This is a genomic window from Thalassococcus halodurans, assembly GCF_900108225.1.
Classification (GTDB): Bacteria; Pseudomonadota; Alphaproteobacteria; order Rhodobacterales; family Rhodobacteraceae; genus Thalassococcus; species Thalassococcus halodurans.
Window position 1 is genome coordinate 697,032 of sequence record NZ_FNUZ01000001.1, and the last position, 12,691, is coordinate 709,722.

At 57.6% G+C, this 12,691-nt stretch carries 10 protein-coding genes and 1 tRNA gene; 3 read left to right on the forward strand and 8 right to left on the reverse strand.

Annotation, left to right across the window (positions count from 1 at the left end; translation table 11 throughout):
• Window positions 1-16: 16 nt before the first annotated feature.
• The 7 genes from C4S59_RS03440 to C4S59_RS03470 are packed head-to-tail and all read right to left on the reverse strand — an operon-like array spanning window position 17 to window position 9,266.
• Complete coding sequence (locus C4S59_RS03440) at window positions 17-1,438, reverse strand: AMP-binding protein (protein WP_103909051.1); 1,422 nt, start codon at window positions 1,436-1,438, stop codon at window positions 17-19.
• Window positions 1,431-2,276 (reverse strand): hypothetical protein, encoded by an 846-nt coding sequence (locus C4S59_RS03445; RefSeq protein ID WP_103909052.1) that lies wholly within the window; start codon window positions 2,274-2,276, stop codon window positions 1,431-1,433. The genes C4S59_RS03440 and C4S59_RS03445 overlap by 8 nt, the downstream gene beginning before the upstream one ends.
• A complete protein-coding gene (locus C4S59_RS03450) occupies window positions 2,273-3,592 on the reverse strand; it encodes a diacylglycerol/polyprenol kinase family protein (RefSeq protein ID WP_103909053.1) in 1,320 nt (439 codons plus the stop codon). Before C4S59_RS03450 ends, C4S59_RS03445 begins: the two co-directional genes overlap by 4 nt.
• A complete protein-coding gene (locus tag C4S59_RS03455; RefSeq protein ID WP_103909054.1) occupies window positions 3,589-4,689 on the reverse strand; it encodes a DUF3419 family protein in 1,101 nt (366 codons plus the stop codon). The genes C4S59_RS03450 and C4S59_RS03455 overlap by 4 nt, the downstream gene beginning before the upstream one ends.
• The gene (locus C4S59_RS03460; RefSeq protein WP_103909055.1) at window positions 4,676-7,099 is read right to left on the reverse strand and encodes a PEP/pyruvate-binding domain-containing protein; all 2,424 of its coding nucleotides are present in this window, start codon (window positions 7,097-7,099) and stop codon (window positions 4,676-4,678) included. The genes C4S59_RS03455 and C4S59_RS03460 overlap by 14 nt, the downstream gene beginning before the upstream one ends.
• Window positions 7,099-8,004: a UbiA family prenyltransferase gene (locus C4S59_RS03465; protein WP_103909056.1), complete on the reverse strand. Its 906-nt coding sequence runs from the start codon at window positions 8,002-8,004 to the stop codon at window positions 7,099-7,101. The genes C4S59_RS03460 and C4S59_RS03465 overlap by 1 nt, the downstream gene beginning before the upstream one ends.
• Window positions 8,001-9,266 (reverse strand): hydroxymethylglutaryl-CoA reductase, encoded by a 1,266-nt coding sequence (locus C4S59_RS03470; RefSeq protein ID WP_103909057.1) that lies wholly within the window; start codon window positions 9,264-9,266, stop codon window positions 8,001-8,003. The genes C4S59_RS03465 and C4S59_RS03470 overlap by 4 nt, the downstream gene beginning before the upstream one ends.
• A 77-nt stretch (window positions 9,267-9,343) precedes the next feature.
• Between C4S59_RS03470 and C4S59_RS03475 the strand changes: the two genes are divergently transcribed.
• From C4S59_RS03475 to C4S59_RS03485, 3 genes are all read left to right on the forward strand, one after another.
• Window positions 9,344-10,462 carry a sulfotransferase family protein gene (locus tag C4S59_RS03475; protein ID WP_103909058.1) on the forward strand — a complete coding sequence of 373 codons (1,119 nt, stop codon included), beginning with the start codon at window positions 9,344-9,346 and terminating at the stop codon, window positions 10,460-10,462.
• Window positions 10,459-11,712, forward strand: coding sequence for a cytochrome P450 (locus C4S59_RS03480; RefSeq protein WP_103909059.1), 1,254 nt, complete (start codon window positions 10,459-10,461; stop codon window positions 11,710-11,712). The genes C4S59_RS03475 and C4S59_RS03480 overlap by 4 nt, the downstream gene beginning before the upstream one ends.
• A gap of 165 nt (window positions 11,713-11,877) precedes the next feature.
• Window positions 11,878-12,375, forward strand: coding sequence for a heme-degrading domain-containing protein (locus C4S59_RS03485; protein ID WP_103909060.1), 498 nt, complete (start codon window positions 11,878-11,880; stop codon window positions 12,373-12,375).
• Between the two features lie 196 nt (window positions 12,376-12,571).
• On the opposite strand, the gene C4S59_RS03490 is transcribed toward C4S59_RS03485, so the two are convergent.
• Window positions 12,572-12,648, reverse strand: a tRNA-Arg gene (locus C4S59_RS03490).
• Between the last annotated feature and the right edge of the window lie 43 nt (window positions 12,649-12,691).

Below are 12,691 nucleotides of genomic sequence, written 5' to 3' on the forward strand. Positions count from 1 at the left end.
AACTGGCCAAACTGCGTTAGATCAGCTTCCTCAATGCCGCCTGATCAACCTTTGAGGCATGGCGTTTGTCCATCGGGATTTTTGCGACGATCTTGACGCTTTGAATTCCCAACTGGCCCGCTTTTTCGCGCCACCCATCTTGGTGGCAGTCGTCGCCCTCGATGACCAAACAGGGCTGATCACCCTTGGCCGACAGGGCGCACCGCGTCACGCCCTCCCACCCGCGCGCAGCGACCTCGACCGAGAACGGGAACACCGGTTCCCCGTTTACATAAACCTCGGACCCCACGCGCCCCAGCAACCAGAGCCGCCCTTGGTCATCGAAATACCCCGCATCCCCTGTGCGGTGCCAAACAACCGCGCCATCATGAATTTTGTTTTCCGCGTCATGCTTGGGGTCCAGATATCCGCTGTTCACATGCGCACCCGCGACCTGAATTTCGCCCTCAACGATCCGGACATGAATATCGTCGACCGGATAACCGACAAGCAGCCCCTTGCCCGACATCATGCTGGTATGATCGTCCGATGTGACCTCGTCCGAATTGAGGTGCGCAATGGGCTCGGCTTCGGTTGAGCCATAAACGCAGACGATCCGCAGATCGGGCGTCCCCGTTTTCAAACTGGTTACAAGATCTGGAAAGACGGGACCACCGCCTGTAAAAACGGTGTGGATTGGTGCCGTGGGTGTCACTTTCGCCAGCTTTTCACACAGAGACGGCGGCAATAACGCGCGCGATACATTTTGGCGGGTGACCCACTGTTCAAGCTGCCCAGCGCCAAGGTCCGCCAAACGCGACATTTTCCAGTTCGGCAGAACAGAGGTCTGACCGCTTGCGATGTTGATCAGAACGAACACCGGAAAGGCCACAAGATCACGCTCGGGTGCTGTGCTATGCAGAAGGGGCGCAATTGCGTGATGTTGGGCCGAAAGAAACCCATGGCTGCGCGGGATCGCTTTCGGCGCGCCGGACGTCCCCGAGGTGAAAGAAATCAACGCAATGTCAGCGTCTTTCGGGGAAGGTAAGTCCAGTGGATCACCGTCGAGAACCTGAGGCCGCAAATGGCGCAGCGACCACAATTCCGGCAAAGCGAATTTCAAAAGGCCATAAAGGCCCGAGCTGCAAAACGCAGACACATTGGTAACCTTGGCCGCATGACGCAAGCCCGCCAGCCCCATCGCAGGCTCAGGAAGCACAACCGTCGCCCCAAGTGACCAAAGCGCCGCAAGGCTTGCGTAAAGGTCGGCATCCAGTTTCATCGCAAGCAACACGCGGTCGCCTTGCCCAATCCCGCGCGCCTGCCATGCCCGCGCGAACCCGTCTGCGCGGTCTTTGAGTTGCCTGAAGGTGGTTTCCTTCCCCGTGCCATCGACAATCGCCACCCTGTCGGGATGGCGCGCAACCGCATCGGCGAAATCACGCAGAATGCTAGTCATCCAGCTTCAACCCGAACAGCCCGTAGCGGCGAAACACATCAGCCCCCTCGGCCGCGCTGCGCAGCGCCGACAGGTTATCATCGTGGATCAGCGCGTGGATGGCGGTGTCAAATCCGTTCACAGCCGCCGTCTTGTGAAACGTATATGCCAGATGTTGACCCGCCCCTTTCATAAGGCTTGCATAGGTCTTCAGGATGACACTGCTCGGCTTCGGCCCCTCGGCGTAGTTTGGCGTTCCGAACAAAAAGCCCACCAGCGTTTGATCCAGCCGTCTGGCGAAAAGAATAAGCTCGCGGTTCAGCATGGGCACGATGGGCATATACATCGCAAGAAACGCGTCCCGGGTAATGGGTTTGTAGAAGGCATTGTTGGCAAATGCCTCACAGGACAGTTCGAACACCTGACCGAACAGCCGTTCGGGATCTGTGCCGTCCCAGTGTTCGATCTCGAAATCCGTTGTGGCGGCCGGTGCGGTTTTAGCCGCTTGTTCCAGCGGAACACGGGCCGAGAAATAGCTGCTGATCTCGGAAAAGCCCGCCTCTTTGAACACCTCAAGCGCATCGGGCGTGTTCTTCGGTTCGAGCAGGAACGCGGGGCTTTCATCGGTTTGCGTCACGAAACGGTAGCTGTGCCACGTATCGCCGTCCATCGGGCCGATGATGTGCGTGATGCCATTGTCGCGAATACAGTCGATTGCCTGCTGCAAAACAGCCGCGCCGCCTTCTTTTGTTTTGCACGCGAATGCGCCTACGGCGGCGGTTGGTTTACCGTCCCAAACAGGGCCATCAAGATAGACTGTAATCTTCGCCCCATCAGCGCGGAAACTGTGCTGCGTCATGTGAAAAAACCCGAATAGTCGATTGAATAAAGATAGGTGGCCAGAGGGATCGCAAGCGATAGCAGTGTCAGCTTTAACACCCGCGCCTGCGCAAAGGCCTGTGGCACAAGCGATGGCACAATTGTCGCCAAGGCTAGGCTAGCGATCGTGACAGACCACATCGGTCCGTTCCAGTTTGCAGGGTCGGGATTGAGACCGATCACCAGGAAACGCACCACGCAAAGCGCAAGCACAATGGCCGATAAAATGACCACACGGGCCAGAGTGCTGCGGGGCGTCACAGCGATGACGCACAGCCCAACCATCAGCCCCATCGCGGTCATCCCGTAAAAGGAAACAGCATTCCATCCCGTCGCATTGCCCAGCGTCAGCCAGCCGATACTGACCAAAGCCAATGCTGCGACAATATCCAGATCTGGAAATCTGCTGCTGCAGGGGGCGGCGGTGCGGCTCCATGCGTGTGCGGCAAGAACAAGGATCGGAACCAGAGCGTTTTGAACGGCCGTCACGGCAAGAAGCAGAAACACGGTGATCACGTAGACCCGCGAGGCGTGATTGGTCAGTCCGATTTTGGGCGAGATGGCTTTGAACGCAACGATGCTGAGAGCAAACGTAACCGCCAGCATGGCCAGTTCCTGAAGCGGGTTTGCTGCGTGGACAGACAGAAAAATCAGCAGCCCCAACGGCAGAAAGAAATTGTCAAACCCACGCCAGCTTGCCGCTTCGACCAATGTGCCAAAGCCCGCAACCATCAAAGACAACACGATGATATTCATGGGTGCGAAGGGGGTCATAAGCATCAGGCACAGCATCGAGATCACCAGCGTGATGACAAAGAAAACAACGCTGCCTTCAATGCTTTTGTCACCGTCTTCCACGCGGAAGAACCGTTTTCCATAGGTGCTACCGGCAAGCGCCGCAGCCGCATCGGCAAAGGTCAGAACCGCAATCGGCAAGACATAGAGGTAAAGGTCATCTCCGGCCAGAAACAGGCAGAGCCCCACGGAAATCGCCAAAAGCAGATCGCCATAGGACTGCCTCTCGACCCCGTGCAACGTCCCGCCCAGTTTCGAATTCGGCAGGCGCAGCACCATCATCACAATCAGGGTGACCCCAACCAGCGCATAGACAGGCCAGCGATCCGGAAACAGCCACGGCAGACTAAGCGCATAAAGTCCGGTGCCGACATGTACGAGCTTGCGCTGCACCTCGGCACTGATCTGCCACTGGGTCGCCAGCCTGCGCACAATCGCCATCATGCCTAGCAGCGCGGCGACCGACCCAAGAGCCAGAGCAATCTGGAAAACCGGACTCAACCGATCACCTCTTCGACAACGAAATCCGAATAGAAGAACGCCTTGTCCTCTGCTTTCAGGCGGTCTTCGACGTCGCCTAGCGTTTTGACCCGGGAAGAATAAACAGGCGGCACACGGCGTGGCGCCATCATGTTCCAATAGACCAAGCGAGCTTTGGGGGCAGACGCGCTCAGGATGCTGCCATAGACCTGCGTGAACACCTCGGGCGACATGTACTCAAAGATATCAGACAGGTTGAAGCCGTCGGCCTTTTCTCCGGTCGAAATGAACGCCTCTAGCGATCCGGGCCGAATGTCGATCCGGTCAAGGCGCGCTTTGATGGTGTCAAAATGCTCTTCTCGCCAAGTCATGGGCAGGGCAACCCCATGGGTGCCTTTCATGATCCAGTGAAGGTAGGGGTTTTCAGCTGGATCGCAGTCGGCCGCGGCATGACGAATTCGGCGGGCAACGTGCTGGGCGGGGCTGCCCTCGACATGATCGAAGAACGCTTTGTCCCGACCCATCCGGCCCATCACAAAACGCGAGAAGAAGGCGTTCAACAGCAACCGCCAGCGCCACGTATTAAAGCGTTTATCGAGGAACACCTGACGGTCGGCTTTCGGCCTTGAGACAAAGATTGCGTCAATTGTCTTTTGCGAATGGACCAGCGGCAACAAACGCGTGCGGAAAATCCGGAAGTAGCGTTCAAATTTGCCGACGCCCCCAGCCCCGTGCTGTTCGACCTCTGGGGTCAGCGCCTCCCAAAACGCGCGGGTTTCGTCATCCAGACCAGTCAGCGCTTTCGGCAAAAGGGAAGCGCGCTGACTGCTGGGCCGCGCGCCCATCAGTTCAAGAAACTCGGGATGGCTGAGGTTTCGAAACGCCCCGATCCGCAGGTTCAGGCAGGCAATCTGTGCCAGAGACAGGTCCACAACAACGACCTTTTTGGGGTCCAGCGTCAACATCGCCAACGCATTGTCCCCTGCCGAGCAGATCGACACTAATGTCCCCCCAGCACAGTCGCCAAGGCCTTGGGTCAAGACATCTGCGTCCTCCCAAAGCTGGGCGTATCGGATATGGTCAAAAGCTGCCTTGGCTTCGATTTCAGACGTCTGCATCGCATCGCTCCACTTGGCCCGTGGCCCCATCGACAGAAATCATCTCGCCGTCAGAAATCCACTGCGTCGCGCCTTTCAGACCCACAACACAAGGAATGCCCAATTCACGCGCCACAATCGCCGAGTGCGACAGAAGCGACCCTCGTTCGACAACAATCGCCGAGGCGTTCGAAAACACCGCGATCCAACCGGGGTCGGTATGGCGCGCAACCAGAATATCACCGGGGGCAAGCGCTTCGGTTCGTGGATCGCGAATGACACGCGCACGGGCCTTGACCTGACCGGCCGAGCACCCCGTGGCGGTCCGCTGTTTTGCGGCGTCCCGTTCGACAGGCGTCTCCTCCCAAGTCGGAGCGATTGCCGGACCTCGCAATTCGATGCGCTCTGGCGGGTCAGGACGAAGCGCTGCCGCCGCGTCCTCGGCTTTGCGCAACTCAACCAAGGCTTTCAGGTTCGGCGACAAGCCATAACCTTCGACCGCCCCGAGGACTTCTTCGGTGGTCAGAAAGAACACATCGCGCCGCGAGGCCAACAGCCCGCGCGCTTCGAATTCCCGTCCCAAAGCAAGAAACACTCGGCGGGTGTAGCCAAAGATGCGCGTGCGCTCGAACCGCAGATTTTCACGATCCCGAACACGGGCCTTGGTCCATGTGATGATCCATTTCGCGCAGACCCGTTTGATCGGGTTCTTAGGAAATAGCTCGTCCCAATCGGGATCCCGCGCATCATGACTGGCAACAACGCCGCGCGATGCACTGGCCGCGACCGCCTGAAGCAGGCTGGTCGGATCCTCGCTCAGCGGAATGCTTTCCAGCTTCAATTCTTCGGTGCAGCGGTCACCGAACTTTTCAAGGTAGAATCGCACCTCTTGCGCGATTTCAGGATGTACACCGAGCGCGCCTAATCCCTGTTCGCGCAGCGCGTCGGCAATCCCTGCATCACCAACCATCTGCCCCATTCTGGCAATGCGCTGTGCAGGTTCAGCGGAAATAATATCGCCCTGACCGATCATGACATCGTTGTGCAAAACCAGCCCTTCGGGCCCGAGCCACTTTTCCAATAGATTGCGCGACGCTCCGAAGGCAATCATGCACAGAAAGTCATTTACCAGCGGCGCGTCCCACCGGTCCAGCAGCGTGCTTTCGATCCTGCGATATTCAGCCGCCAATGCCGTTGGGCCTGCCGTTTCAGTGTCAAACCCACCGTCCAGCGCGGCATTCAGCCGGTCGTAAAACCGTGCTCTTGTCTTAGGCAGCCTAGCCGCTTGCCAGAGAAGACCTGCGCCGACTTTCACAAGCTTCAGGTATTCCCGCACACGCGCAGCCCCTTGTGCGGGCGGGGGGCCGATGGCGCTGGTAACCTCTTCCGGCATTGGGGTGGAAACCCCCATCATCGTCTCCATATAGGCGCGGTTTAACGAAAACCCCGGCAGCAAAGCCAACGCCCGATACCAGTTCACCAGATTATAATAAACGCGCCCATCGACCCGCCCCAGCATGTTGCCGAAAACAGCAGAGTTCATCGCGATGGTTTGATCAGACACCCCCAAAAGCGACACGAAGGCCCGATAAACCCGTGCGTAGACATGGACCGCAAAAGAATAGGTCAACGGGCCGACCATGCCCGGATAACTTTCAACGATGTTCGAGTTGTCAAAGATCGTCAGCGATGTGTCCGGCTGCGGTTCGGGCAACAGCGCGGTCGTAATGGGCCGCGATTGCAGAATATGCAGCCCGTCCGCATCAAAGGCCCATTCGATGTCTTGTGGCGCACCAAATCTGGCTTCGGCCTTGCGGGCAAGATCGGCCACGTCCTGTGCCTGTTCTTTTGTCAGAACCTTGGGGTCTGAAGGCCCGCTTACGGTTGCGCCCACGCGCCAATCTTCACCATCCTCTTCACCCGACACCAAACGTTCACCCAAGCCATCAATGGCCGAGATCACAACCTGCCCACGCTGACCGGTCACAGGGTCAGCTGAAAAGGCAACACCGGCAGAGACCGCATCAATCATGCGCTGCACGATAACAGCAGGTCCTTCAGCACTGCCGCCGGATTTGACCGCCCGATAGGTCGCGACGGTTTCCGAAAACCCCGATTTCCAGACTTGCATGGCCGCCTGCCAGACATCCTTGGCCGCGACATTCAAAACCGTGTCGAATTGGCCTGCATGACTGTGCTCTGCCCCGTCTTCCTGACGCGCCGAACTTCGCACCGCGAATGGCCCTTCGCCCAAACCGGCAATCGCATCGTCCAGACCGGCGACCGAATCATCCGTCTCGAAGGCATCGGCGCGGATGACGAAAAAAGCGGGCGGATTAAACCCGAACCCTGAAAGTCGCGACAAGGCAACGGCTTTCCCACCGACCTCATGGACATGCAGCGCCGCGTCTTGGGCAACGATGTGAGACATCAAACCACCCTCAGCAAAACGGGTAAAAATCCGGCAATCGCATAACACGCAAAGACCCAAAGCCCCGCGATTGTATCCATGCGCTTTTCGGCCCTATCAGTCGGGGATCGCGCGTAGCGGGCGGCGGACAGCAGACAGATCGCCACGCCAATTCCACCCAACGCGGCGCTGATCCAAAGAACGCCGGTCGCCGCACCCACGCCAAGAAGTAAGGCGTATGACAGCAGCACGCAGCCTCCCCAGATGCGCGCGGCTTTTCGTGTGCCCCACAGCACTGAATAGGTTTCGACCCCTGCAATCTCGTTTTCAGGCGACCAGAGTTTCCGCCCGATTTCCAAGACGCACCCATTCACAAAGGACAAAGCGAGAAAGAGCGACAGGCCCGATGCAGGCCCACCGAAGGGCAGCCATTCCAAACCGGTCAGCAATAGATCGATCAGCGGCATGATGGCCATGTGGCTTAGAAGGTAGAGCACTGGTCGCGCCTTGAGCCACTCGGCGACGCCGAACTCTGCCGTCATTGCCCCGAGCCAGAGCCAAACCAAAGCCAACAGCCACAATGCCGGTGGATGCCAAAGCCACGCGGCCAGCGCAGTGATGGGCAGCGACACCAAACCAAGCGAGATGATCAGGCGCAGCGAAACCAGCCCGCGCGGGATCGGGCGGTCGGGCCGGTAGCGCCGGTCGTCCTCTAGGTCTTTGTATTCATCGCAAACGCGCATCTGGAAGAACAACAGCATCGCGATGACAAAACCGGCCAGATAGCCACCCCAATCGGGCAATGGCCGGCCGGACAATTCTGCCGACACAGAAAGGCTGGCTGCGGAAAACACCGCCAATAGCGGCGCGGTCTTGAACAGCGGGAAGCGTTCTTTCTGATAGATCCAGAGTGCGGACAAACTCATCTTTTGCGGGCCAAATTTTCGTGTGCGCGCGTGAAATGCCCCGCCGCAATCGCGGCCACGATCGAGATTTCACCACACAGACATGTCGCGACTGCGACCTCGGCCAAGGCGGCACCGTTGCCGGCGCCCTTCAATCCCAGAACATTCAAACCCGCGGCCTGACTGGGCAAAGAGGTGCCCCCGCCCACCGATCCCACAAGGATGTTGGGCATGGTGACCGAACAAAACAGATCATCGCCACGCGCTTCCATTCGGGTGATGCCCATCGCGCTTTCGGCGACGCATGCGGCGTCCTGCCCTGTGGCAATGTAGAATGCCGCCAAACCGTTTGCGAAATGCGCCTGCGCCCCTAGCTGGCCGGATAGATGCGAGCCCAGATTGGCAACCTGACCATAATCCAGCATCGCCTTTACGCTTGTGCCCAACGTCTTTTCCACCACGTCCGCAGACAAGGTGACAGACGCGCTGACCTTACGGCCGCGTCCAGTCACCAAGCCCAGAAAGGACGCTTTCTTATCGCCCGAGAAATTGCCTTCGATATACCATGCCTTCATGGCGATCGGGCAGCGGGCTTCGATGTCCTCGCATAGGGCATTGGTGGCGATAGTGACCATGTTCTGGCCCGCGGCATCCCCAGTCGTATAGCGGCACACCAGAAACACGACGTTATTGTCGATCATCGGCTCGACCGAAACCAGTTTGCCGAAACGTGTGGTGGCTTCGGCAGCGGCCTTGAGCGCGTCAATCTCCCTGACCACCCATTCAACAAACAGGCCCGCGTCCAGAAGGCCTTCAAAAACGAAAGCGGGCGTGCGGATGACGCCTTCGTACAGCAACGCGGTGCTGATCCCTCCGGATTTCGTGGCGGCATAGGCGCCGCGCGCATACGAGGCGACCAAAGCAGCCTCGGTTGTGGCCATGGGGACGTGAAAATCGCCATGCGCATTCAGTCCGTTGATCCGCAACGGGCCGATGATACCGACAGGCATTTTCACGGTGCCGATGAAGTTTTCGATATTCGCACTGAACTGACCCGGATCGGCCATCGTGATCTGGTCTGCAAGCGCGTCTTGATCGTCTTGCGATGCGGTCGCGCGCAACCGTTGCCAGTATTTCGCGACCGACCCGGCGCTGGCATTGCGTACAGGGCGCAACGTCGTGAATTCCGCATCGCTTGGCAGCAAGCGTTCTTGCAAAGGGGCATTTTGGAACCGTCTGCGAATTCTCGCCAACATCTCAACAATATGCGAGGGAATGGTCATGAGCCGGCTCCGGCTTTACTTACAATATTTTGCCGTATCAATATGTCGCTACACCTTAGATTGTGCAACAGACACGTATGAGCAGAAAACTTAAGCATCGCTGGAGTATAAGTCATAATTACCTGACTGGCATCACCTTTGGAAAATGGTGTCAGTTGCTGGCCGAGAACCATTTTCAGATATCGCCCGCCTATCTTCATCGTGCTGCTGTGATTACCTTGGCCAGCCTGTCGAATTCAGCCTGCGCCGCAGTTGAGACTTTGCGTTTTGGTAAGGCGATCAAACAGGCGGAAAAGCCGAAAGCGCCCTTGTTTATTCTGGGGCATTGGCGCAGCGGCACGACCTTGCTTCACGAACTTCTGGCGCAGGACAGTGCGCAATTCCAGTTCCCCAATACCTATCAGGTCGTGAACCCCTACACATTTCTGACCACCGAAAATTTCACGACCCGCATGTTTCCTTGGCTGGTCCCTGAAAAAAGACCCATGGACAACATGGCGCTAAAGTTCACGTCACCCCAAGAAGACGAATTCGCGCCTTTGCTGATGACGCTGACGTCGCTGTATCTGGGCACCAGCTTTCCCCGACGCATGGAACACTATGATCGCTACATGACGTTCCGCGATGTCGACCGGACCAAAGTCGAGGCGTGGAAAGCCGCCTTCGTGCAGTTCTGCAAGAAACTGTCCCTGAATGACGACCGAACTTTGCTGATCAAGTCGCCGCCGCACACGGCCCGCATCCGCACAATTCTGGAAATGTTCCCAGATGCACGGTTCGTCCATATCCACCGCGACCCGTATCGGGTGTTCCAGTCGCAGCGGCATTTCTTTGATACGGCGGGGTGGTACACCTATCTGCAAAAACCCGACATTGACGCGATTGACGAAGGTATCCTGCAGCGACACGAGGTCATGTACGACGCCTTTTTCGAGGATCTTCCGTTGATCCCAGAAGACCGTTTCATCGATATCCGCTTTGATGATCTCGAGTCTGATCCGGTCAATGAAACCGGCAAAGTCTATGCGCGTTTGGGATTGGAAGGCTTTGCAAGGTTCAAGTCGGAACTGAGCCGCTATGTTGATGCGCTCAAAGGCTATCAGAAGAACAGTTTCACCGATCTCGATCCTGCCACCAAAGCGATTGTCGCAGATCGCTGGGCACGCAGCTTTGACCATGGAAACTACCCCAAATGACGCGTGCGCCCGGCCCTGAAGGCAGCATCCTTTGGGGATCGCTCTCTGATTTCAAAGCGGATTCTTTGGGGTTTCTGTCCGACGCTGTGCGCGATCACGGCGACATCGTGCGATTACGGTTTGGACCGATCACCGCCCATCTGATCAACCGGCCCGAATATGTCGATCATGTCCTGTCGCGGCAGGCCTCCAACTACGACAAAGCCACCCGCAGCGCAGACCGGATCGCTGCCACAACAGGCAACAGCCTGCTTTCGGCCGATCAGGTCGCATGGAGCCGTCACAGGCAGCTGATCCAGCCAGCCTTTCAACCGTCCTGTTTTCAAAACATCGGACTTGTCATCGACGCATTGGTCGATCCCATGCTGGAACGATGGCAGCAGACTAAGGAAATCGATATCGTCGACGAGATGATGCAGCTCGTCATCGCCATCGCGATCAAGACCCTGTTTTCGTCCGACATCGATCCAAAGAAAATCAACACCGCGCTTGAAACGCTATTGGCCGACACGTGGCGCCGGATCGAAGCTTCTCTCGACGCATCGATGATTTCCCCGCGGCTGCACCGACCCGCATTCAAGAAAGCCGTGGGTAAGATTGACCAGATCGTTTTCGATCTGATCCAGACCCGCCGCAGGTGTCAGGATCGCCCTGATGATGTGCTGTCCCGATTACTGGCTGCGCACGAAGCCGACGGCGAGATACAGCTGAACGACAAAGAGCTTCGCGATGCGACTGTCACGCTGTTGCTGGCCGGTCATGAAACCACGGCGAATGCCCTGTCATGGGCGTTCATCCACGCATCCAACGGGTTCGAGACAGCCGAGCCTGCACATATCTTTTCCGAAGCGATCCGGCTTTATCCGTCAATCTGGATCATCGAGCGCCGCGTCATTCGCGACGACATCATCGGAGGATACCATATTCCCCCTGGCAGCTCGGTTTTGATATCGCCTTACCTCTTGCACCGGCACTCAGATTTCTGGCCCGAACCTGACCGGTTTGATCCATCGCGTTTCGTTGGGGATCAGCCACGCCTGCGCGATGGCTATCTGCCCTTCGGTCTTGGGCCACATCGTTGCGTCGGGCTTTATCTGGCCAATAAGATTGCAGCCCATGTGATTGAACGCGTCTTCGCCCGCTTCAGGTTGCGCCTGCTGCCCGACCAACAGATTGGTACGACGCCCGGCATCACGTTGCGCCATACGGGACCGGTCAAGATGGCGGTGGCCTGTCATAGCCCCGGCTGATTGCGGCCCGTTGTTTTGAGACGAATTGACACAAACTGCACCCACAGCCGCATCGAAGGCCCGTTGCCGCTGGTGTCGCAAAATCCTGTGCCCTACCCTCTGATTATTCGGACAAATTTGCAGGACGGAACGCGTTTCCCAGTCCTGCGGCAGGAGAATACGTTTATGTCCCAAGACCTTGTGGATGCCATCGCCGAGCAGGAACGCCGGCTTGTGCTGGATCATTTTGACGAAGATCTGGCCTTCACCCTCGGATGCGCGCTTCGCGAACACGCGACTGCCTCAGCGGCTCCTGTTTCGATCGAGATCAAGTCGGCAGCCCGCCGATACTTTTTCACCACACTGTCAGGCGCCACACCTGAGAACGAAGATTGGGGCCGCCGAAAGGGTAATACGGTTCTGCGGACGTTCAAATCGTCGATGCGGGCAGGATTGGAATACGGTCTCGAAGGTCGCGAACAGTGGCCCGATGTGGGGCTGCCGTATAGCGATTTCGTCATCCACGGCGGCGGCTTTCCGATCACTGTAAAAGGTGTCGGCGTCATCGCGGCGATTGGTGTGTCCGGCCTGCCCTCGGTCGAAGATCATGAGATGTCCACCGCCATCCTTGCGGATCATCTCGGCCTGACAGGCATTGCCCTGCCCGAGGTACTGAAAATCTGAACAGATCGGCGGGATCGGGTGCTTCAAGCGTCCGACCTGAAATTCAGCTCTGATTTTCTGAAAAACATCGTCAGATCAACGCAACAGGCTAAACGGGTAAACGCAAGGACAAGATTTTGGCCCCTCAACAACACGCCATAACCCATGACTGAAACGTCACATCCAACACGTGTTCATTTGTATGGGGGGATCAAGGTGGCGGACCGAGGAGGATTCGAACCCCCGACCCCTTGATTCGTAGTCAAGTACTCTATCCAGCTGAGCTATCGGTCCGTAGGGCGTGCATCTAACGGTGCCTGCGAAGGAGCGCAAGTCC

Excerpts from the sequence above, each read along its gene's own strand:
- C4S59_RS03440 (WP_103909051.1), bottom strand. The coding sequence starts at position 1,438 with ATGACTAGCATTCTGCGTGATTTCGCCGATGCGGTTGCGCGCCATCCC.
- C4S59_RS03445 (WP_103909052.1), bottom strand. The coding sequence starts at position 2,276 with ATGACGCAGCACAGTTTCCGCGCTGATGGGGCGAAGATTACAGTCTAT.
- C4S59_RS03455 (WP_103909054.1), bottom strand. The coding sequence starts at position 4,689 with ATGCAGACGTCTGAAATCGAAGCCAAGGCAGCTTTTGACCATATCCGA.
- C4S59_RS03460 (WP_103909055.1), bottom strand. The coding sequence starts at position 7,099 with ATGTCTCACATCGTTGCCCAAGACGCGGCGCTGCATGTCCATGAGGTC.
- C4S59_RS03465 (WP_103909056.1), bottom strand. The coding sequence starts at position 8,004 with ATGAGTTTGTCCGCACTCTGGATCTATCAGAAAGAACGCTTCCCGCTG.
- C4S59_RS03470 (WP_103909057.1), bottom strand. The coding sequence starts at position 9,266 with ATGACCATTCCCTCGCATATTGTTGAGATGTTGGCGAGAATTCGCAGA.
- C4S59_RS03475 (WP_103909058.1), top strand. The coding sequence starts at position 9,344 with ATGAGCAGAAAACTTAAGCATCGCTGGAGTATAAGTCATAATTACCTG.
- C4S59_RS03480 (WP_103909059.1), top strand. The coding sequence starts at position 10,459 with ATGACGCGTGCGCCCGGCCCTGAAGGCAGCATCCTTTGGGGATCGCTC.
- C4S59_RS03485 (WP_103909060.1), top strand. The coding sequence starts at position 11,878 with ATGTCCCAAGACCTTGTGGATGCCATCGCCGAGCAGGAACGCCGGCTT.